Source organism: Bacillus nitratireducens (assembly GCF_036320425.1).
Classification (GTDB): Bacteria; Bacillota; Bacilli; order Bacillales; family Bacillaceae_G; genus Bacillus_A; species Bacillus_A nitratireducens.
This window is the reverse complement of the sequence record NZ_JAUMJO010000001.1, coordinates 1,110,923-1,137,107: the sequence shown is the minus strand read 5'-3', so window position 1 is coordinate 1,137,107 and position 26,185 is coordinate 1,110,923. Positions and strand designations below refer to the sequence as shown.

The window sequence follows — 26,185 nt, the reverse complement described above, 5'->3', positions numbered from 1 at the left end:
AGAGAAGCCTGGAACAACAGATCCAGAGAAGCCTGGAACAACAGATCCAGAGAAGCCTGGAACAACAGATCCAGAGAAGCCTGGAACAACAGATCCAGAGAAGCCTGGAACAACAGATCCAGAGAAGCCTGGAACAACAGATCCAGAAAAACCTGGAACAACGAACCCAGAGAAACCTGAAAAAGAATTACCGAAGACAGGGCAGAAAATGCCTGTGGAACCATATATGGGAGCACTTCTTGTAATGATGAGTTTTGGATTGCTCGTATTAGGTAGAAAACAGCAAAGATAATAAAAGTGAAAAGGTATCCTCAAAGTATTTGAGGATACCTTTTTTATATTATTTGGCATAATAAAAAAGGCATCTAGCAAAAGTACTAGATGCAAATAAAAACACAAGGGAAGATAAATGTCTCCCGTTTCCCGTATGTGATTATTTCAAAAAATTATAAAAAACTAGCTTTATTATATATATTTGATGTGTAAAGTTATGGAAGTAAAAGGTTACACGTTTTCGTAGAGTTTTGTTAAAAAAAGAGCTATTTATGTAATTAATTTTAACACTTTAGGAAAGAAGCCTCTTTCCTAAAGTGTTTGAAGGACGATAGCCGAACGGTAGGTGGAAGATGAAATTCAGTTTGGAATCTTATTGACGCCTTACAATATAGGTAGGGGAAAATAATGTAAAAAAACCATTGCATGTTTCAAATCACTATGTTACATTTGTGTTACAGAAAGGTTACAAGATGTGACTTTTGTTACATCTTGTTTTCTGTTGTTTTCGGTATGTTACAAATTATAGTTTGTAGTTCCAATCAACTGAGAATATTTAAAGTTGAAGAAATAGCAAACTATGAACTAAAAATGATTTTCTATGTGTATAAGAGTGTGTGTAGTAAAGAGCCTGAGTGAGAGCTTTATGCACATTATTAAAATTCCTTTCTGTCTTAAAAGAAGAAGACTACCAACTATTTAGGAGTTTTAAGTAATGAGAGTAAATGAAATGTACTTCTTTTCCCGCGCGCAATGTAGTACATAATTTACTTTTAGCCTAATTACTACACAGACTTTTATACATATGAGGTTATTGTTTTAAGCATATATAGGGGGAGAGAAAATGAGAAAGTTATTAACAGTAATTGGACTTATGTTTTTAATGCTAGCTGGATGTAGTAATGGGGATTTTGAAAAAGCAATGGATGAAGGAAAGACTGCGTTAACGAATAAAGAATATAAAAATGCTTTATCATCATTTGAACGAGCACTAGATGAGAAAAAAGATGATTCAGATGCAAAAGTGTTTGCAGAGCAAACGAAAGCAATGATTGAAGCAGTGAAGCTAAAAGAAGAAGCAAAGTTAGAAGAATCGATCAAGTCATTTGAAAAAGTAGAGAACATGAAGAATGGAAATACTACGCTTATAAAACAAGCCAAGGAAGAACGAACAGCACTGCTAGCCATCTTAGAACAAAAAAAGAAGTATAGCGAGCAACTGGCGAAAAGTGAAGAGTTAATAAGTAAGAAAAATTATGCAGAAGCGAAAGAGATATTAAATAAGCTAGTTGCAGAAACAAAAGATAATAAGAACCTTGAAGAATATAATAAAAAAGCCGTAGGATTAGTTACTAAAATTGGTGAAGAAGAAAAAACTGCAAAGAGTGAAGAAACAGCGAAAGCACAAAAAACAAATGCAGTAACGAATCAAAAGGTAGCAACAGAAAAGACTCAAAAAACTGAGGCAGAAAAAAATCAAAAGGTAGCAACAGAAAAGACTCAAAAAACTGAGGCAGAAAAAAATCAAAAGGTAGCAACAGAAAAGAACCAAAAAACTGAGACAGAAAAGAATCAGAAGGTAGTAACAGAAAAGAACCAAAAAAATGAGACAGAAAAGAATCAAAAGGTAGAAGCAGAAAAGAACCAAAAAGTAGAAACAGGAAAGAATCAAAATGCATTTACTTTTGAGAAAGCAAAAGAATATATCAAAAATGAATATAAAGAAGACTATGATTACACGCTAGAGAATACGCAAGTAGAGAATGGAAAGAAATATTATCAAATAAGAGTGCATACGACATATAAAATAGAAGGTGCAGGTGGACCAGGATTTACTGGTGTATTTAAAGTATTCGAAGACGGTACAATCGTTGAAGTGCACTAAATTGATGGAAAAGGTATCCTCAAAGTATATGAGGGTACCTTTTTTAGCATAAAAAAAGGCATCTAGCAAAAGTACTAGATGCAAATAAAAACACAAGGGAAGACAAAATTCTTCCCGTTTCCCGTAAGTAATTATATCAAAAAATTTATAAAAAACTAGCTTTATTTTTTATATAATTGATGTGTAAAGCTATGAAATTATAAGATTACACTGTTTTCATAGTGTTTTATTGAAAAAAGGAGCTGCGTATATGATTAATTTTAAACCAGAAAATTTAAACCAACTACTAAAAGTGACGCTTATAAGTGCGAATAAATCTTATGATGCGATTAAAGATTATGAATTTACGGGAGAAGCAGTAGTATTCCGTGTAGACTTCGAATATATTGACGTTTCTCTAATGATTGTAGATATGTTAGGAAGATCAGCTTCTAAATTTAACATTTTGCCATATGCCCGTCCTAATACGAATGAAATAGATTACATTCAGTTTCATGTGTATTCGATTAATGAAGGGAATTTTAAAGAAATGATCGATACGATGTAAAAACTATAATTTTACAAATATGTATATACCAACTAATATATAATTAATAAATTCATATAATTGGAGTGATGAGATGCAGCCGTTAGAAAGGGAGATTCATTCTAATATGCTGAAAGTGTGGAGAATTCACGCTTTAATTGGGGCGGCAGTTATACTAGCAGTCGTAATTGCGTATTTCTTTTTTATGATCAATTTTAACTGGTGGGGCTGGTTGTTTGGACTATTAGTAACAGGTGCTATTACATTTATCCCACTTGATTATTTTGTATTTCCAAATTTACGTCAACGCTATTATAGTTACAGATTAAATGAAGAAGAGATTGAGATTCAAAAGGGAATGTTCGTTGTAAAACGCGTACTCATTCCGATGATTCGTGTGCAGCACGTAACGATTGAACAGGGCCCAATTATGAGAAAGTATAATTTAGCAGAATTACATATTTCAACAGCGGCAACTTCTCATAGTATTCCCGGTTTAACGAAAGAAGAAGCAGAGCAGCTGAAAAGACAAATTGGAGAGCTTGCGAAAGTGAGTGATGAGGATGTATAAGAGGCAACATCCGATTACGATATTATTAGGTATTCGAATTACGGCTTTGTTGCCTTTTATTTTTCTTGTTTTATTTCGTTCAGATGGTGAAGTAGAACCTTGGTATTTCTTACATCTTGTTCTTTTATTTGTATTATTTATTATGGCTATTTTTTCAGCTGTAAAATGGTATTTCAAAGTATACTGGGTTGAAAATAATATTTTACATATTAAACATGGTGTTTTTGTGAAGAAGGAAAGTTATTTAAATAAAGACCGTGTGCAAAACATTAGTACATCTTCTAATGTCATTTATCAAATGCTTGGGCTTACGAAATTAAATATAGAAGTAGCGGGCGGCGGTAGTGAGCCGGAAGTGATGTTAGCTGGTATTAAAGAAGATGAAGCGAAGGAACTAATTGCCTTACTAAATAAAAAAAGAAGCGCTGCGAGTGAAGAAGTGCCCATGACAGAAGAAAGTAAGACGATTTATCAGTTAACGATGAAAGAGATTTTAGTAGCTTCCATTACGTCTGGTAGATTCGGATTAGTGTTTTCTGGATTACTTCTTATTTACACAGAGTTTAATCAATTTCTTCCAAAATGGCTCATAAATAAAGTGGAAGCGTATGTGATGGATAACGGTGTATATGAATTAATCGTTATGGCCGCGATTTTAATGGCAATTTCGTGGGTCATTTCTACGGTCGGCTATGCATTAAAATACGCGAACTTTAAAATTGAGCGAAACGGAAATGAAATTCGCATCGTTCAAGGGTTATTTGATAAGAAAGAGTTTGTATTAAAATTACACCGCATTCAAGCGATTACTGTAAAAGAAGGAATTCTTCGCCAGCCTTTCGGTTATTGCTCTGTCGAAGTGGAAGTCATTCAAAGTATAGAAGCGGCAGGGAATGAAGTGATGTTACATCCTTTCATGAAGAAAAAGGATGTACAGCAGCTACTTGCCTATTTACAGTTGCCATATGAAATAGAAGAAGAAATCGTTCCTTTACCGAAGGCTGCATTGCGCCGTTATATTATTATGGGCTGGATTACAAGTGCCGTACTCGCAGTGCCGATCGCCGGTGCGAGTATATATTTTAAACAAAATATTGCGTTATTCACCCTGATACCACTATTTATCGTATTTACGTTACTTGCATACGCTAGATATAAAAGTGGTGGATATATGATACGAGACAATCAGTTAGTAATGGTGCACCGAGGTCTCGCGAAATACACAGGGATCATGCGAAGAAGACATATTCAAGTAGTCGGATACAATCAATCTTATTTTCAAAAGAAAGACGAGTTATGTACAGCTGCTGTAGCGGTGGCGGGACATGGTTATGAAGTGAAGCATATGCGAAAAGAAGACGCGCTTCGTATATATAATTGGTATAAAGAAAAAGGAAACACCGGTGTGTAATGGTGTTTCCTTTTTTGTCGTTAAATCGTTGATATATTTCAAAATGTGATAGATATATTCGGAAAATCGTTAATATAATTTCACGTACTGCCGGTGTTGTACTACTTTTTAATTAAACTAAAACATCAAAAGTAGTCACGAAAGAAGGACGAGAGAAAATGCTTTTTTGCTGTTCTGCATGTGGATGCGCCTGAGCCTGAGCTTGTCCCTCTGCTTGTGCAGGACGTTTTTTATGAGCGTTTTCGAATGAACGTGATTCTGTCCAGTCTTTAAAGTTTTGCTCAGTTTCCCACATCGTTAAGATGACATATGTATCGTTACTTAATGGGCGAAGAACACGGATTGCTTGGAAGCCAGGTTCATTTTCGATAAGACCTGCGCGGTTTTTAAAACGGTTTTCAAATACTGGGCGACCTTCGTCTGTTACAGAAATGTTGTTACAAACAATATAGCCAGGTTGTCCTTTAAATTCTCCAACAGAGTCTAATACGTCATACTGAAGTGCTGATTCTACAGATTCTTCTGTATTTTCTTTATAAAACATATCTTTTTCGTTATTTTTTGCAGTGAAATGTGCTTGTTCTAGAGGTGTTTCGTATGAAATAATAGCCTTCATTTTAATGCCCCCTTTATGGTTTGTCTCTATTATATCAATTCTCTTAAAAAACTTCGAAGATTATATACATAAAGATACTTCTTTTTCAAATAATAAATGTACCATCATTTGGAAAGAAGGCCGATGTATGAAGAAAGCAAAGTGGACTTTATTGGGCGGGTTAGCAACGTTTGTAGTAGCAATTGTACTTTATAAACTTATTGTGTTAGCTGGTGGCTATATGATGGATGAAAAGCAGCTTGTTTTCCACTCTTCATCACGTATCGTTGACCAGAAAGGAAAAGAAATTACGAAATTATATGTAGAAAATAGAGAGCTCGTGCCGATCGAAGAAATTCCAAAGTACGTGCAGCAAGCATTTGTTGCTGTGGAGGATTCTCGTTTTTATGAGCATCAAGGAATTGATTATCCTTCTATATTTCGGGCGCTTTATAAAGACGCGTTAGCTGGAGAGAAGGTAGAAGGCGGTAGTACAATTACGCAGCAATTAGCTAAAAACGTCTTTTTAACTCGTGAAAAAACATTTACACGCAAATTGAAAGAGGTCGCAATTTCTCTTCAATTAGAGCAAAAATATACGAAGCAGCAAATTCTTGAAATGTATATGAACCATATTTATTTTGGCCATGGGGCATATGGAATTCAAGCGGCGGCAAAGTTGTATTTTAATAAAAATGTAGCAGATTTAACAGTAGAAGAGGGGGCTATGCTTGCAGGGCTTCCGAAAGCGCCAAATGGCTATTCACCGTACTTATCCCCTGAGAAGAGTAAGGAACGCCGTGATCTTGTTTTGTCACTTATGCATAAACAAGGCTATTTAACAGCGGAAGATAGTGTTCGTTACCAGGGGAAAACAATCGCTCTTTATAAAAATTCAGATGAACGTGAACTTGCATATATGCCGTATATCGATATGGTTATAGATGAAGCAGCACGTTTATACGGTTTGTCTCATCAAGAAGTGCTTCGCGGAGGGTATACGTTTGTTGTACCGATGGATGAAAAAATTCAAAAGGTAGCATATAACCAGTTTCAAGATGCGAGAAATTTCCCTGGTAAAGAAAACGGGGCGCAAGGTGCATTTTTATTAATGGATAATCAAACTGGCGGAATTAAAGCAGCAATTGGCGGAAGAGAGTATGTTCCGAGAGGGCTTAATCGTGTTTTTGCAAAAAGGCAGCCTGGTTCTGTTTTAAAGCCGCTTATCGTATATGGACCAGCACTTGAGACGAAAAAATATAATCCATATTCTTTATTAACGAATGAAAAAAGTTCGTTTGAAGGCTATGAACCTCGAAATTATAATCATCAGTATACGAAAGAGATGACGATGTATGATGCGGTATTAGAATCAGCAAACGTGCCAGCTGTTTCTTTATTAAATGAATTAGGGGTAGATGAGGGAAAGCAATATTTAGAGAAAGGAAATGTTCATATTGCGGACTCAGGTTTAAGCACGGCACTTGGAGGGCTTAAAAATGGTGTTTCTCCATTTGATCTTGTTAAAATGTACCGCTCTTTTTTAGCGAACGGGAATATTATTGAACCGCACGTTATTGATAAAGTGTTAAATAGACACGGTGCAGTTATTGGAGAATCATCAAAAGATGAAACGAAAGTCTTTTCAAAGCAAACGGCATGGTACATGACAAAGATGCTGGAAGGAGTTGTGAAAGAAGGTACGGCGAAAGCCGGTGTATATAATGGTGCTTTAGCTGGAAAGACAGGCACAACTTCCTTGCCGAATGATGATCATGGTGCGCGCGATATGTGGTTTGTTGGATATACACCGAATTTAGTAGGGGCAGTTTGGATTGGTTATGACCGCACTGATAAAGAGCATCAATTACAAGATGGAAATGCATCTGCAACGATGTTATTTAAAAAGATTTTAACGAAAGCAAACATACAAGATAAAGCGAGTTTTCATAGGCCAAAAGGTGTTGAAACAATTGGACTGCCAATTCGTTTAGATAAGATTAAAAACGTGGAGGCAAAACTGGCATTTAGTCCTTTCGGTTTATTTACGATGAAACTAATCTGGACGCCGCTTCCTGATGAGCGAATTATGTACCGGATTTATAAAGTTGAAAAAGGAATTCATACTCATGTTGGGACGGTAAAAGGAGCTGGGAAATATGAGGAAAAGTTTATTAACATATTCTCAAAACCAAGTTTTTACGTTGTGCCATTTAACACACAAACGAACCGTGAAGGAGAAAAGTCAAAAGTAGCTAAACCGTAGTTTTTCTCTGTGCTATAATAAGAATGTTGTGAAAATAGTAAGCGGTTTTACGAACATTTGTGTCAATTTCATGAACAACGTACATAATGCTATGCATTTTGTTTTTACAAGCTGTATAGTAAAAAAAGATAAATATCGGAATAGAGCGTATTTAAAGAAAAAGTGTTGGTAAGGAAGGGAGCTAGGGTCTTGGTAAGAACTATAAATGAGACATTTTTAAAAGCATGTAGGGGGGAACGTACAGAGTATGTACCAGCATGGTATATGCGTCAAGCAGGTCGTTCACAGCCGGAATATAGAAAGATAAAAGAGAAACATTCTTTATTTGAAATTACACATAATCCAGAATTATGCGCTTATGTTACAAAGTTGCCAGTTGATCAATATAACGTAGACGCAGCAATTCTTTATAAAGATATTATGTCACCACTACCTGCAATTGGTGTTGATGTGGAAATTAAATCTGGTATTGGTCCAGTAATCGATAATCCAATCCGTTCTTTACAAGATGTAGAAAAATTAGGGGAAATCAATCCAGAAGATGACGTACCTTACATACTAGATACAATTCGTTTATTAACGACAGAAATGTTAGATGTACCGTTAATCGGTTTTTCAGGAGCTCCATTTACGTTAGCGAGCTATATGATTGAAGGCGGTCCTTCTCGTAACTACCATAATACGAAAGCGTTCATGTATGCAGAGCCGAAAGCTTGGTTCGCATTAATGGATAAACTTGCAGATATGGTTATTACATATTTAAAAGCGCAAATTAACGCAGGAGCAAAAGCGGTTCAAATTTTCGATTCTTGGGTTGGAACAGTAAATGTAGCGGATTACCGTATATTTATTAAACCAGCGATGGAGCGTATTTTTGCAGAAGTTCGTAAGATGGGGGTTCCAATGATTATGCACGGCGTAGGTGCTGCACATTTAGTGAATGAATGGCACGACTTACCTCTTGATGTAGTAGGTTTAGATTGGCGCTTACCGATCGAAGAAGCACGCGCACGTGGTGTTCACAAGGCGGTACAAGGAAATATGGACCCTTCGTTCTTACTAGCACCATGGTCTGTTATTGAAGAACATGTAAAAGGTATTTTAGATCAAGGGATGAAAGAGCCAGGTTATATCTTTAACTTAGGTCACGGTGTATTCCCAGAAGTAAATCCAGATACATTAAAACGCTTAACTACATTTATTCATGAATACTCTAAAGAACAGTTAGCGAAGTAAAGGAGATTGGCTGTATGAAAAAGAAAATTGGTTTGCTTGTAATGGCATACGGAACGCCGTATAAAGAAGAAGATATTGAACGTTACTATACACATATTCGCAGAGGAAGAAAGCCAAGTCCTGAAATGCTAGAAGATTTAACAGAGCGTTACCGTGCAATTGGTGGTATTTCTCCTTTAGCTACTATTACATTAGAGCAAGCTAAAAAGTTAGAGACGCGTTTAAATGAAGTACAAGATGAAGTAGAGTACCACATGTATCTTGGCTTAAAACATATCGAACCGTTCATTGAAGATGCAGTACAAGCTATGCATAAAGATGGAATAGAAGATGCAATTGCACTCGTTCTTGCCCCTCATTATTCTACTTTTAGCGTGAAGTCGTATGTAGGAAGAGCGCAAGAAGAAGCAGAAAAACTTGGAAACTTAACAATTCACGGCATCGATAGCTGGTATAAAGAACCGAAATTTATTCAGTATTGGGTCGATGCAGTGAAAGGTATATATAACGGTATGTCAGAAGCAGAACGTGACAAAGCTGTGTTAATCGTATCTGCACATAGCTTACCAGAGAAAATTATCGCACTGGGCGATCCATATCCAGATCAATTAAATGAAACAGCTGACTATATTGCAAGAGGCGCTGAAGTAGCAAATTATGCAGTTGGCTGGCAAAGTGCCGGAAATACACCAGATCCTTGGATTGGTCCAGATGTACAAGATTTAACGAGAGAATTAAATGAAAAGTACGGCTACAGTTCATTCGTATATGCCCCAGTTGGATTTGTTGCGGAACATTTAGAAGTTTTATATGACAATGACTTTGAGTGTAAAGTTGTAACGGATGAAATTGGCGCAAAATATTATCGTCCAGAAATGCCAAACGCATCGGATGCATTTATTGATTGTTTAGCAGATGTTGTATTAAAGAAAAAAGAATCTGCATTGTAGGAAGAAAGGGGGAGCTTACTTGAGGAAAAAAGTTGTGATCGTCGGCGGTGGTATAACAGGCTTATCGACAGCGTATTACTTACAAAAAGAAATTCGCGAAAAAAACTTGCCGATAGATACATTGCTTATAGAAGCGTCTGGTAAACTTGGCGGGAAAATTCAAACCGTTCAAAAAGATGGATTTACAATTGAACGTGGCCCTGATTCTTTCTTAGCAAGAAAAGAGAGTGCAGCTAAATTAGTGAAAGAATTAGGACTGGGCGATGAACTTGTAAATAATAAGGCCGGTCAATCATTTATCCTTGTAAATAATCGGTTACATAAAATGCCGAGCGGATCAATGATGGGAATTCCAACGCAAATTACGCCGTTTCTATTTTCCGGATTGTTCTCCCCAATTGGTAAATTAAGAGCTGGTTTTGACTTATTAATGCCAAGGTCAAAACCAGTTTCTGATCAATCACTCGGGCAGTTTTTCAGACATCGCCTCGGAAATGAAGTCGTTGAAAATTTAATTGAGCCATTATTATCTGGTATATATGCAGGGGATATTGATGAAATGAGTTTAATGTCAACATTCCCTCAAATTTATCAAATCGAACAGGAGCACCGTAGTATTTCACTCGGTATGCGTACGCTCGCTCCGAAGCAAGAGAAGGCTGAAGTGAAAAAAGGAATCTTTAAAACTGTGAAAACCGGTTTAGAATCTATAGTAGAATCTCTTGAAGTGAAGATTCCTAATGATATGGTAATAAAAGGAACTCGTATTGAGAAAGTTGCGAAACTTGGTGATGGCTATACGATTACTCTTAGTAACGGAAAAGAAATGGAAGCAGACGCGATTGTAGTTGCAGCACCACATAAAGTATTGCCCTCTATGTTTGCACAGTATAAGCAGTTTCGTTTCTTCCGTAACATTCCATCTACATCCGTTGCAAACGTGGCACTTGCTTTCTCGAAGTCTGCCATTCAGCGCGATATTGATGGTACCGGATTTGTCGTATCAAGAAATAGTGATTACACGATTACGGCGTGTACGTGGACACATAAAAAATGGCCACATACAACGCCAGAAGGAAAAACGCTTCTTCGTTGTTACGTCGGACGCCCAGGTGATGAAGCGATTGTTGAACAAACGGACGAAGAAATTGTGCAGCTTGTATTAGAGGACTTACAAAAGACAATGGATATTACAGAGGATCCAGAGTTTACAATTGTAAGCCGCTGGAAAGAAGCGATGCCTCAATATACAGTAGGCCATAAAGACCGAATGAAGAAGCTCACAACATTTATGGAAAGCGAGTTGCCAGGTGTGTATTTGGCAGGTAGCTCCTATGCTGGTGCTGGTCTTCCGGATTGTATTGAACAGGGTGAGAGAGCTGCAAAGTGTGTGCTAACTCATTTAGAGAAAGTAATGGAGACTGAATTAGTCGCAAATTAAAATATTCCAAACAAACCGCCTTCAATTAGATTGAAGGCGGTTTGTTTATTAAATAAGATACCTGTTAGTTAATAAACCTATATAAGTTATTTTGTGTTATAGTTTGAAAACTTGTAAATTAAATAAATTTTGTGTAAAATTTGTCGAAATATAGTTCTATATAACGAATCATTTGATATGATAGAAATGCTGAGAAAATATGAATTAGGGAGAGGAAAATGGCTGTGAAGAAATTGTTAAGTACCTTTTTATCATTATTGCTATTGCTTTCATTTACTGGAACTTTAGCGCAGGCGGAAGAAACTACTTCTATGTCAGTAGAGAAAGCAATTCAAGTATTTAAGCAGCAAGGGAAAACGAAGGGGATAGTGGAAGGATATATCGTTGGGTATACGCAGAGTCCTTCTAAATACACGAAAGATCCGGCTAAGTTTGATGATACAAACGTGGCAATTGCTGATTCGCCAAACGAAACGAATCCAGACAAGATCATGCCTGTTCAGTTGCCAAAAGGCGATGTGAGATCAGCTGTAAACGTGAAAGATCATCCTGAAAATATCGGAAAGAAAGTTCAGCTAACAGGGACGCTTGAATTATATTTTGGTAGCCCCGGTTTAAAATCGGTAACAGCTCATAAGTTTCAAGGGGAAGAACAAAACCGTGTTAGCGATGTAGTAGCTTCGCCTGGTGGCGGGGAAGTTGCGAAAGGAACAGCGGTAACATTAACAACGGGCACAGAAGGAGCAACAATCTACTATACGTTAGATGGTTCTAATCCTACAAATAAAAGCGTTCGTTATAACGGACAAATTATAATGAATGAAAATAGTTTAGTGAAAGCAATCGCAGAAAAAGAAGGGCTTACTCCTTCAGCGGTTTCAACATTTTCATTTATAATCGTCACAAATGAACAAGTTCGTATCCATGATATTCAAGGGGAATCACATATTTCTCCTTACAATGGAAAAAAAGTACGAAATGTAGAAGGTGTTGTAACAGCTCTAGATAAAAATGGTTTTTATGTAGAAGATAATCAGCCAGACGAAGATCCAGCTACTTCTGAAGGTATTTACGTATACAAAAAAGATGCGAATATAGCAGTAGGAGATCTTGTCCAAGTTGATGGAGAAGTAGAAGAATATGTTGGACCTGGATATGCAGAGCGATTTGAAACAGACTTAACGACGACGGAAATTAAGGCGAGTCGCGTTGCTGTAATCGCAAAAGATCAACCTTTACCAGCGCCGATTGTATTAGGAGAAAACGGTGTGAAAATCCCTGATCAAATTATCGATAATGATGCATTCGGTTTATTTGATCCAAGTGAAGATGCAATCGATTTTTATGAAAGTGTAGAAGGTATGCGCGTTACGATGCCAACGCCAAAAATTATCGCTCCGCAGAAAAACGGTAATTTATATGTAACAGTAAAAAATGGTGGAGATAAAGTAGTAACGAAGTATGGTACGCCTTTATTAGATAAAGAGCAATTAAATCCAGAGCGCCTTTCTGTAAAAGTACCTCGTGATTATGTCGCGAAAGTAGGCGATACGTTCACTGGAGATATAACAGGAGTAGTAGGGTATGACTACGGTTCGTTCCGCATTTCGCCAGTAACGGAATTGCCATCTGTAGTGGACGGCGGATTTAAGCAAGTAGGGGCAAATATTCAGCCGCGTCTTGATAAGTTAACAGTTGCTACATATAATATTGAAAACTTCTCAGCTAACAAAAAAGAAACAACAGATGAAAAAGTAAAAGCGTTAGCGTATTCTATTAAATATAATTTAAAAATGCCAGATATTATCGGTGTAGAGGAAATGCAAGATAATAATGGAGCAATCAATGACGGTACAACAGATGCATCTTTAAGTGCAAAACGTATCATTGATGCTGTATTAGAAATTCGTGGACCGAAGTATGAGTATGTAGAAATTGCGCCGAACAACAATCAAGACGGCGGGGCACCTGGAGCGAATATTCGCGTCGGTTTCTTCTATAACCCATCTCGTGTGAAATTAGCGACAGTACCGAAGTTACTAGATAAAAATGTAGTTCGTATTGGAGATGAAAATCCTTTATTTGAAAGTACACGTAAACCGTTAGCTGCAGAATTTACATTCCAAGGACAAAACGTTGTTGTCATCGCAAATCACTTAAACTCAAAACTAGGAGATGCAACACCATTTGGAAAAGTGCAGCCGCTCGTATTAAAGAGTGAAGAAAAACGAGTTCAATTAGCACAAGAAGTGAATCAATTCGTACAAGGTATTCAGAAAAAGAATACGAATGCACCAGTTGTTGTATTAGGTGATATGAACGATTTCGAGTTCTCTAAACCACTAGAAGCACTGCAAGGAACGATATTAAAAGATATGTTAAACACAGTGCCGAAAGAGAATCGCTACACGTACATTCATGAAGGTAACGCACAAGTGTTAGATCATATTTTAGTAACAAATAACATCGCACCGCACACAATTGTAGACCCAGTACACTTAAACTCAAACATTATGAAAGAACATGGGCGTGTAAGTGACCATGATCCAGTACTTGCTCAAATTGATTTGAAGAAGGCTTCTTAAAGTAGGAGAACGCTTAGGTATCTAAGCGTTCTTTTTAGTCTGCATAATGAAATGCCTCCAATTGCTAATGTTATATGCTTATTTAGTAAATAGGTAGCCAAATAAGAGAACAGAGCCAATAAGTAAAATATTCAAAAGAGTGACCACTAAAGCTATAATAGGTAATACTTTCTTTTCAGAAGGACTAATAAATGAAATGATAGCCATTATTATAGATAAAATAGTTCCGCATAATATTGCGTACGTCATAGGAGTAACTGTATTGGGACCAAATCGATCTAAGACAGGAACAAGTGAAAACATTAAAATAGTACTGAATAGGCTAAAGGTTAAAAACATATAACTTTTCCAAGTATGAATTTTAGGTTGCATGATCAAAACGCCCCTTTCCAATGTAATGTGGACTATTTATGTTTATCCATATGCAAATCATAACTAGAAAATAATAAATTTACAATATTGTAAATCTTTAACTATATTTAAATTGCTGATTTTCTATGGCTTTAGCAGTGATTATTTTATTTAAAAAGAGAATATAATGAATCACTCGAGATTATATATAGATCCCCCTTTTTATAAAATTTATGATAAAATTAATTGAATATTTAGTTTTTTTGAGGAGGTCAACGATGCAAGCACGAATAAATGGGAAATTAATGAATCAGCTGGCGGTTTTTTTTAGTACAATCGTCATGCTTCAGTTTGTAGCCGATATAACAGGGCTTACACAGAATCTAGATAGTATGTATTACTTAATAAATACAGCAACTTCTTATGTAACGTTTAGTTTGGCGGTTATTTTTACTTTAATAGGTGCGAGAAGAGAATTAAGTAAATATGCAATTATTTCATTATGTTTAGTGGTAGCTATTAAAGCAATTTATTTTGCGGCGGTTGTTATTTTGTGGGGATTGGCTGGGACACCGTAAAAGAAGAGTAGTGAAAGTATGCATTTGATACATGTAAACGAATAAGAGCGTAATTCCCATCTCACATAGGGAATTACGCTCTTATTCGTTTTAATTACTTAGTCTGAAATTACTTGAAAAGCTTTTCTACATCGATCTCGTTTTTGAAGTCTTCTCATATATCTTTTTTTGTCCCGTTGTATCCCTTTTATATACATGAATAAGCTGACAAGGAAGAAAAATGTACATTGAATGATTAAGATGTATGGTGACATCCCGTCTAATGGTTGTTTCGGATCATATAAGTGAATAGGTGCTCCGCCTATTGTAGGGAATACTGTACTTAGCAGGACTAAAGGAATAGAAGTAACTGCAAATGGAAATAGAAATGCCATGTAATCTTTCTGTGACCATGTGGACGCTGCTAAACCTAAGATCGCCATTAAACCAGCGAATAAAAAGTTAATCCCAATATATAGAGAAATATAGGTGATGGGAGAAGAGAAATATAACTCTGTGAATTCACCGTTACTGCTTAACATACTCGTACTGACGATTGGATGTCCATTTGGAATTGTTAATTTGCAAAGCAATAACGAAAAAATGAACGGTAAAGTATAAAGAAATCCACCGCAGAAAAATGTAACGATATATTTTGTAAAGGAATACGAGAATAGGGAAATTTCCTTACTTATAAAAGATTTGAAACCATCTGATTTATCGGAATTGTAACTTGTACTAAATGGTAAACTTGCAATAACAGGCAGTAATAATAAATAAACATCCATTTCATTATCACGAAACCCGATCCATTTAAAAGCAGTTGCCATAGTCCCGTCCGTTGCGTCTCCTAAATAACGAATTACATAATAATAATGATAAATAGAAATCAGAGCTAATCCACTAAACATAATAATTAAAGAAACCCGGCTACAAAAAGCTTGCTTTATATTTAAACGAAGTGCACGCATCATGACTGAAAAAGCCTCCACTATTTTTATAAATCTGTCTACTGTCTATCTTACTATTAATTGTAAGGATTTTCTTGCTTTTTTATTTGATTATTAGAAAAAGAGAAATTTATGTGTTGTTAAGTAAGGTTTAGCTGTAGAAGATGATTGTCTCTGCAAAAGGGAAAAATAGTGCGTATCGAACCTTCATTATTAATCATAGTTTAGAAAAGCGAAGAGAAGCAGTATTTGATAAAAATGTAAATAAATAAGAGTTGGAGAAAAGCATGCTTTCTATGTTGAAATAGTAAAAGATGCTCCTAAGGTTTTAACTTTTGGGGCATCTTTTACTATTTTATGAAAAGTTTAGATTTAAAGAGTGTAAAATACTATGATTATGCAAGAGATGCATCCCCGTATTAGATGATGATGTATATGGATTTTACCATAAAGATAATAACCATTTCGGATTGTTAAAATGTGTACAGTAATCAGAGATAAAATTAATAAAAATATCATGTGGGGAATGAAAAAGATTAAAATACTTGATACGAGCAGTGTTATTCCCGATATGGTAATGCTGACAGCTGAGTATGTAGGGATACTTTTCTTTTTATAATGAGTTAACCCAGCTACAATAAGAAGAGAAGCGTAAAAGATAGCTAAAATACTACTACTACATGAAAAGATATTCAAAATAATTCCTCCTTTTATGTTATTAAAATATGATTTCATTAAAAGATACGGGGTTAACCCCCTGTCAATACATGATGCAAAGGAAGTGGAAAAATGAGAATTGGAGAATTTGTTACGTTCCTACGTACTACAAAAGATACAGTTCGACACTATGAAAACTTAAATTTAATTGTTCCAACTCGGATAAATAATAGGAAAGAGTATAGTGAAAAAGAGATATTAGATTTTCAAGTTATTATTGAATTAAAAGAGATGGGATTGAGCTTGAAAGACATTCAACTAATATTTGAGCTGAAAAGTTCATTAGGATGTGGGGACAAGAAACTAATAGATGAAGTATTAGTTAAACTTACAAATCATATGGATTCTCTACTAATAGAAGAAGAAAACATCCGTAACAGAAGGATTCAATTACAAAAAAAATTGAGTGAAATAAAGAAATTGTTATGAATAGATTCTTGCTTTCCATACAAGTATACTTTTTGATACACTATGGACAATGTGATATAACTTGACTGGAATTTTTTTATACTGGAAATAATAAAAAAGAGAACTTGTATAGAATGTAAGCGTGTGGTAATATCAAAGATGTACTGATTGACTATATTATCCAATTGGTCATTTTTGGAGGTGACGATGTGGCGATAGATCGAAAACGTTCTATTATTGAAGCTGCAACAAAGTCTTTTTCAGCGTTCGGTTATAAGGCGACGACGATGGATCAAGTTGCGAAGTTAGCGAATGTAGGAAAAGGAACGATTTATACTTTTTTCAAAAATAAAGAAGAGCTATTTGGCGAAATTATTTCTAATTTAATTACAGAAATGAAGCAAGTTGCAGAAAATGCAATTCGTTCAGATATTTCATTTTTTGAAAATGTACATAGAGCATTATATAGCATATTAGAATTTAGAAAAGAACATCAGCTCATGATTAAATTAATTCAAGAAGAGCGCGATATGGGAACGAAAGAAGTACAAGAAGTGATGCAACAAGTAGACGTGGAAATCGTTTCTGTCATTCAATCTTATTTAGAGATTGCAATTGAAAAAGGTGAAATTAGCAAATGCGATCCAGAAATTACAGCGTTTATTATGCTTCGCCTATACGTATCGCTTATTTTTGATTGGGAAAAAAATCATGAACCGTTAGAAAAAGAAAAAATATCGGAGTTATTCGAACTGTATTTACTAAAAGGATTGTCAAATTAAGATAATCCTTTTAATATTATAAAAAAATGACCAATTGAACAAATTGGTCATAAGTTTAATTAAGGGGGGAATAGAGAAAGAAATTTCATAATGAGGAATAGTTGCATAGTATAAATTCGGGGATAAGGCATATGTATGAACAGATATAGCCTTTTTATTTGGGGAAAAATGACCAAAAAGACATTTTGGTCATTTTTGAAAAGGGGGATAAATTATGAAATGGCATAAGTTGCTTAGCAAAGAATTTGCAGAGATTATAAAAAGTAAAAAAATATTAATCCCAATCATTGCGGTTTTATTTGTACCGATTTTATATGCGGGTATGTTTTTATGGGCTTTTTGGGATCCGTATGAACAGCTAGATGACTTACCAGTTGCGGTAGTCAATTTAGATAAAGGTGCAGAACTTGATGGGAAACCAATTGAGGTCGGGAAAGGGCTCGTTGATAATTTAAAAGATAATAAAAGTTTTAAATGGGAATTTGTAAGTGAAAAAGAAGCGAAAGAGGGAATGGAAGGCAGAAAGTATTACATGTTAGTCCGTATTCCAGATGACTTCTCAAGTAACGCTACAACGTTATTAAAAGACGATCCGAAACCATTGGACTTAGAATATATTCCAAATGAAAGTTTGAACTTCTTATCTTCACAAATTGGCGGAACAGCCATTGAAAAAATTAAAAGTGAAGTATCAAGCACGTTAACGAAAACATATGCAGAGAAAATGTTTGATTCCATTAAAGATGTCTCAAAAGGATTAGCAGATGGAGCGGACGGAGCAAATAAGTTACATGATGGAGCTAGTGAGTTGCATGATGGCTCAAGTAAAGTGACGGATGGCCTCCATACCCTTCAAGGAAAATCTGGTGAAATGAAAGATGGAGTTCAGACATTAGCAGATGGATCTAATAAATTACAAGATGGATCAGGCAAAGTAACAGCAGGTTTAAATACATTAAATAGCAAAACAGGTGAGATGCAGACAGGTATAGGGAAATTACAAGATGGATCAGGCAAAGTAACAGCAGGTTTAAATACATTAAATAGCAAAACAGGTGAGATGCAGACAGGTATAGGGAAATTACAAGATGTATCAGGCAAAGTAACAGCAGGCTTAAATACGTTAAATAGTAAAACAGGTGAGATGCAGACAGGTATAGGAAAATTACAAGATGGATCAGGCAAAGTAACAGCAGGTTTAAATACGTTAAATAGTAAAACAGGTGAATTAAAAACAGGAACGAATGAATTATCAACTGGCATGGAAAAACTTGCCGAAGGACAAAGTAAATTAGAGGAAGTTTCTCAAAACATTGAAAAGGGTTTGCAAGAGTTAAATAGTAAAGTGAAAAATTCTGTTGCAGGCCTGGAGGAAATGCAATCGAAAGTTCCTACTATATTAAATACGGTAAACCAGAAAATAGATGGAGCTGGAGAAAATGTAAGTCAGTTAAATGAATTCACTCAATCAACAGCAGGAGATGCAAAAACTGCAGCGCAAGATGTAGCAAATTTACAAAAACAAATCGAGAGTTTACCAAAAGAATATCAAGAGCAGTTACAACCATATATAACAAATGCGGCAAAAAGTACAGCGACGGTTCAGCAGAAAGCTATTGGAGTAGCAAGTGGAACAAATAAATTAAATGAAGAAGTAAAACAATTAAAAGGCGAAATAAATCAAACAACAAGTGATGTGCAAAACAAACTACCGAATACAGCGAAATTGAAATCTTTAACGGATGGTATTGATGAATTAGCCAGTGGACAAAAAGGATTTGTTGAAAATTTCCAAGGATTTGGTAAGAAGTTAAATGCTGCTAAAGACGGAGCAAATAAATTTAAAAACGAATCCGGTCAATTAATTGATGCGATAAATCAATTAGCAGATGGATCGGGTAAAGTAACAGGTGGTTTAGACACATTATCTGCAGGAGCAAATCAAATGTCAGGTGGTGTAAATCAGTTAGTAGATGGTTCAAGCAAAGTGACAGGCGGTTTAGGAACATTATCTGTAGGAACAAACCAAATGATAGGTGGCGTAAATCAATTAGCAGATGGATCAGGGCAAGTAACAACTGGCTTAGGTACTCTAAATGGTGGCCTAAATAAAATGTCAACTGGCTCAACCCAACTAATCGATGGAGTAAATAAACTAACAGATGGATCCGGAAAAGTGACAGATGGACTTGTGAAAGTAAACGATGGTTCAGGTGAACTTGCTGAGAAACTTGGTGAAGGGGCAGAAAAAACAGGGGAAGTAAAAGGAACGGATAAAACGTATGATATGTTTGCAAGTCCTGTAAAAGTAAAGGTAGAGAAAATGGCGGAAGTTCCAAACTACGGAACAGGATTTACGCCGTACTTCTTATCGCTCGGTTTATTCGTTGGGGCATTACTATTATCTATCGTATACCCATTACGCGATACAGTCGGTGTTCCGAAATCAGGATTTAGTTGGTTTATTAGTAAGTTCGGCGTTTTACTATCAGTCGGTATTATTCAAGCAATAGTAGCAGATGTCATATTACTGTTCGGATTAGGTGTAGAAGTACAAAGCATTCCATACTTCATACTCTTTAGCATCGTTACAAGTTTAGCATTCATCGCATTAATTCAATGTTTAGTAACAGCTTTCGGTGATGCAGGGCGTTTCATCGCCATCATAACATTAATTATGCAGCTTACAACAAGTGCTGGAACATTCCCGTTAGAATTGATTCCTAAGTTTTTACAACCATTTAATGCTTGGCTACCGATGACATACTCTGTATCAGGATTTAAAGCAGTCGTATCAAGCGGTGATTTTAACTTCATGTGGAAAAATATAGGGATATTAATGATCTTTATCGTTGTATTATCACTTGGAACAATTGCTTCATTAACTTGGATGCACAAACGACAGTTTAAAAATATTGCTGAGAATCAATCGGTTGAAGCGTAGGGGAAAAGCACCTTTTGGGTGCTTTTTTATTTTAGTGCAGGGCATTTTTTTTGTAATTCGGATATGAATTTTTCAGGATCTTTTGGTGAGATTTTTACACTTCCCAAAGCTCCTGATGTATAAAAGATTTCATAGCAATCTTTCGAAGAGAGAATACGATATCCGATTAAAATGTTATCTGTTTTTGAGATTTTCGTTATATGAGAGTACGGAATCTTACTTCGAAATGGACCACCTTTAACAAATAAGTGGTTTTCATAGAATGTATATGTAATAGAAAAGGAACTCCATAATAGGAAGCCAGAAGATACAAAGAAAATAGATAGTAGAATGTATAAGTCTGTAGTAGTAGCTTCATCATCAAAGAAGAGAGGAAGCAGTGTTGGAGCACCTATGGTGAAAATAGCAAAAAAGATAATAAATAAGAAAAATTTATCAATTTTAGAGTGGAATGTCATTTGTAGCCCTCCTTCTCCTTAATTTTACCATATCTCATGTTTAGGCTAAATGAAAGAACAGGAATTGTAACAATTTGAATAGAAGTATATTACATGGGAGTTGATACGATGAAAGGAAATCTTACTTATTATTTTATCGTAAATCCGCTAATCATCTTTCTTGTTTACGCCCTTTCACCTATCTTGTTTCATAAAGAAAAATATACAAATATAAAAGATGCACTAGGAATACTTGTAGTTTACTATGTGCTAATTAGTGGGTATTACTTTATGGATGTTGTAAGTAAAAGAATGAAGAAGAATAGTAAGGACAAACAATAAAGTTTTATTACATAAAAACTGATGGAGGACAACAAAATGACCGAAAGTGAAATGAAATTCAGGGATACGACCATTCGTAACTTTTTCGATAAAGAGGATCGTCTAAAATCGATTCCAGGTCAAAAGAGGAAAAAACTAGTATTGTTAGAGCATTTAGTTAGCAAATTAAATGCTGAAAATCAGTATACGAAAAAAGAAATTAATACATTCATAAAACAATATCATGATGATTTTTGTACGATTAGACGAGAATTTATTGTGCATGGGTTTATGGATCGAGAGGATAATGTGTATCGTATAAATGAGAGAGAAGTATGGAGGAAATGGGAAGAGTTATAAATGTAATGAGGAAGGGGAATTTTCTTGCAAGCTAGTAGTCTTATGCATGAAGAGATTTCTGGAAAACCATCGATTTTTGGGATATTCACTTCGCCAACACTACAATTCAAAAGGATGAAGAATCAAAGAAATATATTCTTTCCACTAGCCTTTTTAATTGTGCTTATTATAATTTCAAGTGCCTTAATGTCTTGGAATTCTTTAAATAATCCTGCACTCAGTATGTTTCATGATAAAACGGGATTTACTGTTCCGAAATACATAACTTTCTTTACTACATTTGGATTTTCAGCAGTCAGTGGAATCGTAGCTATACTTTTTGCACCTATATTCTATAAGAACATTATGATTTTCTTTGGAGTTGATATTAACTATAAAGAAACATTCCCGATAATCATTTATGCTTCGTTTGTATTAAGATTAGGGATGATTTTAAACGGATTAATTGCATTTTCTCTAAGTGGGTATGAGATATCTTATACAGGTTTAGGTGCAATAGCAACAGATAATATGATTCTACATACAATCGCTCAAAGAATAGATATATTTAATATTTGGTATTACGTTTTATTAGGAATAGGTTTAAAAACGATAACGAATTTAAATAAAGACAAACTTATCCCTCTTATTATTGTACTTTTCGTTTTCACTAGTTTATTAGCGAGCATGGCTGGGTTTATGCAGGAAATAGCTAAACCGTAAGGATGTATGGGAAGTAGAAATATAAAGGTGGTTTGGATATAGACTAAACCACCTTTTATCATTTTTTACACTAAAACTTCTGTCTCCAGTCTGCTTTTCTGACGAAGATGATGTGCAAAATGCATAGAAATGAGCTGGAACCATTCTGCCGCATTTAAGTAACCAAGTCCAGGGTGCTCTACTTTACAATCATTGGGAATAGAAGTTAGCGTTGGCTCAGCGTTTTTCACGATTGTAATTAATTCCAGAAAACGCTCTTGTATTTCTTCTTTGTTAGTTGGATTTTCAGGTGTGTATCCAGGGTGCTCAGGTACCTTTATTTGTATGTCAGGGAAAGCTCCCAGTATATATACTTTTTCACCCATATCCGTTTTGTTGTTAGCTACAAATGGTGTTTCAGTTTTACATTTCTCGATTGCATCTAATTGCATATACGTAGCCGAAAGTAAATGATTATACATTTGACCGAGAGACCATTCTTCAGCAGAAGGTTTTGTCCTAAGTTGTTCAAGAGAGTACTTTTCTAATTCCTCTAAGTAATACGTTGCTAAACTTTCAAATTTCTCTAAAGTGGTAGTACTGTTCATATCGTTAGCTCCTTTTTATGAGAATGTATTTGTTGATACTTACTATAAAGGAGGGCTACTGACAACATTATGTCAGTAGTGAAATGCAACAATTAAAGTTGTAACATTTTTTTTGCTTCATCACGGATTTTCTCAGAAAGAATTTTTGGCTCTAGTACTTGCACTCGGCTCCCCCAGCTTAATACCCATTGAAATACTTCGTCTATGTTTCTTGATTTCAAAAAGACATGAAAATCATTATCTTTATACTCGTAGGAATCTATAAAAAAGTATCGTGACTCAATAACTTTATGTGCAATATGAGATGAGAACAATAAGTGAATTGTAACAGTGCGATTGTTTTCAGGTTGATAGTCTTGTAAAGAAAAGTCTTTAGGTTTTGTAAAAAACTCTTGTTCTTGTTGCAATTCATCCATACGATCTAAACGGAAATTACGTATTTGTTTTCGAAGTAGACAATGAGCAACGATGTACCAAATTCCTGAAATATTGACTAAACCGTAAGGGTGAACGGTCCGTTTTATTTTTGTAATATCTCTTGGTTTACGATAGTAAAAGGAGATAGATTGCTCTCTTTGAATAGCTTCTTGTAACAAGAAAAGTTGGCTCTCTAGTTTTTCTTGCTCGGCTTGCTGGCTTAAAAATATAGGAGAAAGGAAACGGAAAGCTCCTCGTAATCCCTCAACTTTCTTTTGTTGATCAGTAGGGAGGATAACCTCAAGTTTCTCTTTTGCTGATTGCGCATGTACAGAAAAAGAAGAATTGAAAGTTTTCCCAATATAATCACCGCCTAATAAAAGAGTAACAGCCTCTTCAGGCGTAAGTTGAATGGGTGGTAAGAAATAACCATCCATTAATGAATAACCGTGGCCAGGCATTGCGAAAAGCGGGACACCAGATTCACTAAGTGCATCCATATCTCGATAAATAGTGCGTATACTTGTCTCAAATTTTTCAGCTAAGCTTTGTGCTGTAACGGTTTGTTTTCTTTGTAACTCAATTAATATAGCTAATAAACGATCCGTACGATTCATGAAATATCATCCTTTATTTTATAAATATTCTTATTGTGAAATTCTAAAAGTAGTGTGTAATCTCCTCCCATTAACAGACTTTTCCCTATGTATAATATTAATATAGTAAAATCATAAGAACCTATATTGCAGTTTCCAATAATATACTATATAATCAGGATAAGAAAACGTTTTCATGCAAAGGGGGAAAATTTCGTGTCGACTATCGAGGACGTGGCGAAATTAGCGGGGTTATCAAGGACAACGGTTTCTAGGGTGATTAATAATCATCCATATGTTTCAGATGAGAAGAAAAAAAGGGTTCAATTAGCGATGAAGCATTTAGGCTTCGTTCCTAATTCTGCGGCGAGAAGGCTTCGTAAACAAAAAACGGAAACAATTGCGGTGCTAGTTCCAAGGATTACAAATCCTTTCTTCAGTAGATTTATTGAAGCAATCGAGATTGCTGCTTCTGAACATAAATATAAACTGATTATTTGTCAAACAAGATATTTACCGGAAAAAGAGATGGAGTATTTACAGTTATTATCTACGAAACAAGTAGATGGGATTATTCTATGTTCACTAGAAAATCCGTGGGAAGATGTAGAGCCATACTTACAACACGGTCCAATCGTGTTATGTAATGAATATATTGAGGAAGCAAATGTTCCGACAGTGAAGTTTGATCATGCGCAAGGTGCATACATAGCTGCTAATCATGTGTTAGAACAAGGCTATCGTAATCTTATTTTTTGCCGTGGTAACGAAACAAAAGTAGTTAGCCAACAGCGAAAAATGGGCTTTTTACGCGCTATCACTGAAAAGAGTAGAGAAGTGGAAGCTATCGATTTTCTTGAAAACGCTTTCTCTTGGGACGATGGAAAACGAATATTCCATGAAGTATTAAAGGACAAAAAAAATCCTACCGCGATTTTGGCAGGAGGCGACGAGGTTGCAGCTGGAATTATCTCAGAGGCGAAACGTCATAATTGGAGTATCCCAGAGGATCTCGCTGTTATCGGTTTTGATAATCAAATTTTATCACAAATTACAGAACCAGGTATTACGACAATTGAACAGCCAATCGATGAGATGGCCCGAAAAGTTGTCGATCTGATGATGGATAAAATCCATACGAAAAATTATCGACAAAAAGAATTGTATGAGTTTGAACTGGAGCTCTTGGTGAAAGGTTCAACGATGAAGGATACGATGTTATTAGCCTAGTAGACTATGTCTGCTAGGTTTTTTTATGTTCACAAACTACTATTCTTCGTGAACGCAATCGTCACATTTGTTATGGTATGCTTCGTGCTGCTCATCAATTTCTTTCCCGCAGTGCGCACAAGTTTTCGTCGGTAAATTTCTGAAAAACTCCATTGGTTGATCGATCATGTCAATCCCTCCATTTCCATTTCTTACTATCATTGTATTAGTACAAAAAACAAAAGTCAACAACTGTTTTATAACAAAATTGAAAATTAATGAAAAAGTTTAGGAAATGGATTATAGTTAACAATGTAGGATGTACGTAAAACATGCATTCCTACTCGGTTTTAGAAAGGATGGATACATATGAAAATGACTGTTGTCGGCTTTTGGGGCGGCTTTCCAGAAGCGGGAGAAGCAACGTCGGGGTATTTGTTTGAACACGATGGTTTTCGTTTACTTGTAGACTGTGGCAGTGGTGTACTAGCACAGCTTCAAAAATATATAACACCATCTGATATAGATGCAGTTGTACTGTCGCACTATCATCACGATCATGTTGCAGACATTGGGGTATTGCAATATGCGAGATTAATTATGAGCGGGGCAAAGGGACAACTACCGGAGTTACCAATATACGGTCATTCGTTTGATGAGAATGGATTCCATTCTTTAACGCATGCACCGCATACGAAAGGAATCGCGTACAATCCAGAAGAAACACTTCAAGTTGGACCGTTCTCCATTTCATTCTTAAAAACTGTTCATCCTGTTACATGCTTTGCGATGCACATTACAGCGGGTGATGACGCTGTAGTATATAGCGCTGATTCCAGTTATATTCCTGAATTTATTCCATTCACAAAAGATGCTGATCTTTTCATTTGTGAGTGTAATATGTATGCACATCAAGAGGCTGCAAAAGCAGGGCATATGAATAGTACAGAAGTGGCAAGTATTGCGAAAGATGCAAATGTAAAAGAACTTTTATTAACGCACTTACCGCATACAGGAAACCCATCTGATTTAGTAACAGAAGCAAAACAAATTTTCAGTGGCCATATTACGCTAGCGCATAGTGGCTACGTATGGAATTCATGAGGTG

General features: G+C 35.6%; 26 protein-coding genes. 19 read left to right on the top strand and 7 right to left on the bottom strand.

Features of this window, described 5'->3' with window-relative positions:
* The 5 genes from Q3V31_RS06010 to Q3V31_RS05990 all read left to right on the top strand — a co-directional run.
* The coding region (locus tag Q3V31_RS06010) for an LPXTG cell wall anchor domain-containing protein (protein ID WP_329762754.1) at positions 1 to 292 on the top strand (292 nt) is incomplete at its 5' end.
* 825 nt (positions 293 to 1,117) lie between these two features.
* Positions 1,118 to 2,158: a hypothetical protein gene (locus tag Q3V31_RS06005; RefSeq protein WP_329762753.1), complete on the top strand. Its 1,041-nt coding sequence runs from the start codon at positions 1,118 to 1,120 to the stop codon at positions 2,156 to 2,158.
* Between the two features lie 250 nt (positions 2,159 to 2,408).
* Complete coding sequence (locus Q3V31_RS06000; RefSeq protein ID WP_000606829.1) at positions 2,409 to 2,705, top strand: hypothetical protein; 297 nt, start codon at positions 2,409 to 2,411, stop codon at positions 2,703 to 2,705.
* Between the two features lie 73 nt (positions 2,706 to 2,778).
* Entirely contained in the window at positions 2,779 to 3,255 is a 477-nt protein-coding gene (locus Q3V31_RS05995; RefSeq protein WP_001182711.1) for a PH domain-containing protein, read from the top strand.
* Positions 3,248 to 4,666, top strand: a complete 1,419-nt coding sequence (locus tag Q3V31_RS05990; protein WP_000278142.1) for a PH domain-containing protein — start codon at positions 3,248 to 3,250, stop codon at positions 4,664 to 4,666. Before Q3V31_RS05995 ends, Q3V31_RS05990 begins: the two co-directional genes overlap by 8 nt.
* Positions 4,667 to 4,778: 112 nt before the next feature.
* Here Q3V31_RS05990 and hmoB read toward each other — a convergent pair whose 3' ends face one another.
* Positions 4,779 to 5,282 (bottom strand): heme-degrading monooxygenase HmoB, encoded by a 504-nt coding sequence (hmoB, locus tag Q3V31_RS05985; protein WP_000644086.1) that lies wholly within the window; start codon positions 5,280 to 5,282, stop codon positions 4,779 to 4,781.
* 127 nt (positions 5,283 to 5,409) lie between these two features.
* Here hmoB and Q3V31_RS05980 point away from each other — a divergent pair, with 127 nt between their 5' ends.
* From Q3V31_RS05980 to Q3V31_RS05960, 5 genes are all read left to right on the top strand, one after another.
* Complete coding sequence (locus tag Q3V31_RS05980; protein ID WP_329762752.1) at positions 5,410 to 7,527, top strand: transglycosylase domain-containing protein; 2,118 nt, start codon at positions 5,410 to 5,412, stop codon at positions 7,525 to 7,527.
* Between the two features lie 189 nt (positions 7,528 to 7,716).
* Positions 7,717 to 8,763, top strand: coding sequence for a uroporphyrinogen decarboxylase (gene hemE / locus Q3V31_RS05975; RefSeq protein WP_000252618.1), 1,047 nt, complete (start codon positions 7,717 to 7,719; stop codon positions 8,761 to 8,763).
* A gap of 14 nt (positions 8,764 to 8,777) precedes the next feature.
* Positions 8,778 to 9,713 (top strand): ferrochelatase, encoded by a 936-nt coding sequence (hemH, locus tag Q3V31_RS05970; RefSeq protein WP_000726806.1) that lies wholly within the window; start codon positions 8,778 to 8,780, stop codon positions 9,711 to 9,713.
* A gap of 19 nt (positions 9,714 to 9,732) precedes the next feature.
* The gene (gene hemY / locus Q3V31_RS05965) at positions 9,733 to 11,154 is read left to right on the top strand and encodes a protoporphyrinogen oxidase (RefSeq protein ID WP_001228092.1); all 1,422 of its coding nucleotides are present in this window, start codon (positions 9,733 to 9,735) and stop codon (positions 11,152 to 11,154) included.
* A 218-nt stretch (positions 11,155 to 11,372) separates the two neighbouring features.
* The gene (locus tag Q3V31_RS05960) at positions 11,373 to 13,739 is read left to right on the top strand and encodes a DUF6359 domain-containing protein (protein WP_329762751.1); all 2,367 of its coding nucleotides are present in this window, start codon (positions 11,373 to 11,375) and stop codon (positions 13,737 to 13,739) included.
* 78 nt (positions 13,740 to 13,817) lie between these two features.
* On the opposite strand, the gene Q3V31_RS05955 is transcribed toward Q3V31_RS05960, so the two are convergent.
* Positions 13,818 to 14,111 (bottom strand): hypothetical protein, encoded by a 294-nt coding sequence (locus Q3V31_RS05955; RefSeq protein ID WP_001182568.1) that lies wholly within the window; start codon positions 14,109 to 14,111, stop codon positions 13,818 to 13,820.
* Positions 14,112 to 14,368: 257 nt separating this feature from the next.
* Between Q3V31_RS05955 and Q3V31_RS05950 the strand changes: the two genes are divergently transcribed.
* A complete protein-coding gene (locus Q3V31_RS05950; protein ID WP_001148896.1) occupies positions 14,369 to 14,668 on the top strand; it encodes a hypothetical protein in 300 nt (99 codons plus the stop codon).
* A 98-nt stretch (positions 14,669 to 14,766) separates the two neighbouring features.
* Here Q3V31_RS05950 and Q3V31_RS05945 read toward each other — a convergent pair whose 3' ends face one another.
* Positions 14,767 to 15,621: a hypothetical protein gene (locus Q3V31_RS05945; RefSeq protein WP_000984177.1), complete on the bottom strand. Its 855-nt coding sequence runs from the start codon at positions 15,619 to 15,621 to the stop codon at positions 14,767 to 14,769.
* Positions 15,622 to 16,386: 765 nt separating this feature from the next.
* On the opposite strand from Q3V31_RS05945, the gene Q3V31_RS05940 reads away from it, so the two are divergent.
* The 3 genes from Q3V31_RS05940 to Q3V31_RS05930 all read left to right on the top strand — a co-directional run bounded on the left by Q3V31_RS05940 (position 16,387) and on the right by Q3V31_RS05930 (position 20,448).
* Entirely contained in the window at positions 16,387 to 16,743 is a 357-nt protein-coding gene (locus Q3V31_RS05940; RefSeq protein ID WP_329762750.1) for a MerR family transcriptional regulator, read from the top strand.
* Between the two features lie 188 nt (positions 16,744 to 16,931).
* Positions 16,932 to 17,504: a TetR/AcrR family transcriptional regulator gene (locus Q3V31_RS05935; protein ID WP_000963368.1), complete on the top strand. Its 573-nt coding sequence runs from the start codon at positions 16,932 to 16,934 to the stop codon at positions 17,502 to 17,504.
* A gap of 214 nt (positions 17,505 to 17,718) precedes the next feature.
* Positions 17,719 to 20,448: a YhgE/Pip domain-containing protein gene (locus Q3V31_RS05930; protein ID WP_329762749.1), complete on the top strand. Its 2,730-nt coding sequence runs from the start codon at positions 17,719 to 17,721 to the stop codon at positions 20,446 to 20,448.
* Between the two features lie 26 nt (positions 20,449 to 20,474).
* On the opposite strand, the gene Q3V31_RS05925 is transcribed toward Q3V31_RS05930, so the two are convergent.
* On the bottom strand, positions 20,475 to 20,906 hold the full coding sequence (locus tag Q3V31_RS05925) for a PH domain-containing protein (RefSeq protein WP_329762748.1): 432 nt from the start codon (positions 20,904 to 20,906) through the stop codon (positions 20,475 to 20,477).
* Positions 20,907 to 21,014: 108 nt separating this feature from the next.
* Here Q3V31_RS05925 and Q3V31_RS05920 point away from each other — a divergent pair, with 108 nt between their 5' ends.
* From Q3V31_RS05920 to yknW, 3 genes are read left to right on the top strand one after another with little or no spacing between them, the layout of a single operon-like run.
* On the top strand, positions 21,015 to 21,227 hold the full coding sequence (locus tag Q3V31_RS05920; RefSeq protein ID WP_000678022.1) for a hypothetical protein: 213 nt from the start codon (positions 21,015 to 21,017) through the stop codon (positions 21,225 to 21,227).
* 36 nt (positions 21,228 to 21,263) lie between these two features.
* Positions 21,264 to 21,566 (top strand): DUF2087 domain-containing protein, encoded by a 303-nt coding sequence (locus tag Q3V31_RS05915; RefSeq protein ID WP_329762747.1) that lies wholly within the window; start codon positions 21,264 to 21,266, stop codon positions 21,564 to 21,566.
* Between the two features lie 24 nt (positions 21,567 to 21,590).
* Positions 21,591 to 22,268 carry a YknW family membrane protein gene (gene yknW, locus Q3V31_RS05910; RefSeq protein WP_016128909.1) on the top strand — a complete coding sequence of 226 codons (678 nt, stop codon included), beginning with the start codon at positions 21,591 to 21,593 and terminating at the stop codon, positions 22,266 to 22,268.
* A 65-nt stretch (positions 22,269 to 22,333) separates the two neighbouring features.
* On the opposite strand, the gene Q3V31_RS05905 is transcribed toward yknW, so the two are convergent.
* Together Q3V31_RS05905 and Q3V31_RS05900 are read right to left on the bottom strand one after the other, a co-directional pair.
* Positions 22,334 to 22,855: a DinB family protein gene (locus Q3V31_RS05905; protein WP_098219268.1), complete on the bottom strand. Its 522-nt coding sequence runs from the start codon at positions 22,853 to 22,855 to the stop codon at positions 22,334 to 22,336.
* A 92-nt stretch (positions 22,856 to 22,947) separates the two neighbouring features.
* Positions 22,948 to 23,889: a helix-turn-helix transcriptional regulator gene (locus Q3V31_RS05900; RefSeq protein WP_001082248.1), complete on the bottom strand. Its 942-nt coding sequence runs from the start codon at positions 23,887 to 23,889 to the stop codon at positions 22,948 to 22,950.
* Between the two features lie 195 nt (positions 23,890 to 24,084).
* Here Q3V31_RS05900 and Q3V31_RS05895 point away from each other — a divergent pair, with 195 nt between their 5' ends.
* Entirely contained in the window at positions 24,085 to 25,098 is a 1,014-nt protein-coding gene (locus Q3V31_RS05895; RefSeq protein ID WP_000103727.1) for a LacI family DNA-binding transcriptional regulator, read from the top strand.
* A gap of 39 nt (positions 25,099 to 25,137) precedes the next feature.
* Here Q3V31_RS05895 and yhfH read toward each other — a convergent pair whose 3' ends face one another.
* Positions 25,138 to 25,266, bottom strand: a complete 129-nt coding sequence (gene yhfH / locus Q3V31_RS05890; protein WP_000567010.1) for a protein YhfH — start codon at positions 25,264 to 25,266, stop codon at positions 25,138 to 25,140.
* 180 nt (positions 25,267 to 25,446) lie between these two features.
* Here yhfH and Q3V31_RS05885 point away from each other — a divergent pair, with 180 nt between their 5' ends.
* Complete coding sequence (locus tag Q3V31_RS05885) at positions 25,447 to 26,181, top strand: MBL fold metallo-hydrolase (RefSeq protein WP_016128911.1); 735 nt, start codon at positions 25,447 to 25,449, stop codon at positions 26,179 to 26,181.
* Positions 26,182 to 26,185 lie beyond the last annotated feature (4 nt).

Bases quoted from the DNA above. Each gene is read 5' to 3' on its own strand.
- Q3V31_RS06005 (WP_329762753.1), top strand. From the start codon at position 1,118: ATGAGAAAGTTATTAACAGTAATTGGACTTATGTTTTTAATGCTAGCT.
- Q3V31_RS06000 (WP_000606829.1), top strand. From the start codon at position 2,409: ATGATTAATTTTAAACCAGAAAATTTAAACCAACTACTAAAAGTGACG.
- Q3V31_RS05995 (WP_001182711.1), top strand. From the start codon at position 2,779: ATGCAGCCGTTAGAAAGGGAGATTCATTCTAATATGCTGAAAGTGTGG.
- Q3V31_RS05990 (WP_000278142.1), top strand. From the start codon at position 3,248: ATGTATAAGAGGCAACATCCGATTACGATATTATTAGGTATTCGAATT.
- hmoB (WP_000644086.1), bottom strand. From the start codon at position 5,282: ATGAAGGCTATTATTTCATACGAAACACCTCTAGAACAAGCACATTTC.
- Q3V31_RS05980 (WP_329762752.1), top strand. From the start codon at position 5,410: ATGAAGAAAGCAAAGTGGACTTTATTGGGCGGGTTAGCAACGTTTGTA.
- hemH (WP_000726806.1), top strand. From the start codon at position 8,778: ATGAAAAAGAAAATTGGTTTGCTTGTAATGGCATACGGAACGCCGTAT.
- Q3V31_RS05960 (WP_329762751.1), top strand. From the start codon at position 11,373: ATGGCTGTGAAGAAATTGTTAAGTACCTTTTTATCATTATTGCTATTG.
- Q3V31_RS05955 (WP_001182568.1), bottom strand. From the start codon at position 14,111: ATGCAACCTAAAATTCATACTTGGAAAAGTTATATGTTTTTAACCTTT.
- Q3V31_RS05950 (WP_001148896.1), top strand. From the start codon at position 14,369: ATGCAAGCACGAATAAATGGGAAATTAATGAATCAGCTGGCGGTTTTT.
- Q3V31_RS05945 (WP_000984177.1), bottom strand. From the start codon at position 15,621: ATGATGCGTGCACTTCGTTTAAATATAAAGCAAGCTTTTTGTAGCCGG.
- Q3V31_RS05940 (WP_329762750.1), top strand. From the start codon at position 16,387: ATGAGAATTGGAGAATTTGTTACGTTCCTACGTACTACAAAAGATACA.
- Q3V31_RS05930 (WP_329762749.1), top strand. From the start codon at position 17,719: ATGAAATGGCATAAGTTGCTTAGCAAAGAATTTGCAGAGATTATAAAA.
- Q3V31_RS05925 (WP_329762748.1), bottom strand. From the start codon at position 20,906: ATGACATTCCACTCTAAAATTGATAAATTTTTCTTATTTATTATCTTT.
- Q3V31_RS05920 (WP_000678022.1), top strand. From the start codon at position 21,015: ATGAAAGGAAATCTTACTTATTATTTTATCGTAAATCCGCTAATCATC.
- Q3V31_RS05915 (WP_329762747.1), top strand. From the start codon at position 21,264: ATGACCGAAAGTGAAATGAAATTCAGGGATACGACCATTCGTAACTTT.
- Q3V31_RS05905 (WP_098219268.1), bottom strand. From the start codon at position 22,855: ATGAACAGTACTACCACTTTAGAGAAATTTGAAAGTTTAGCAACGTAT.
- Q3V31_RS05900 (WP_001082248.1), bottom strand. From the start codon at position 23,889: ATGAATCGTACGGATCGTTTATTAGCTATATTAATTGAGTTACAAAGA.
- yhfH (WP_000567010.1), bottom strand. From the start codon at position 25,266: ATGATCGATCAACCAATGGAGTTTTTCAGAAATTTACCGACGAAAACT.
- Q3V31_RS05885 (WP_016128911.1), top strand. From the start codon at position 25,447: ATGAAAATGACTGTTGTCGGCTTTTGGGGCGGCTTTCCAGAAGCGGGA.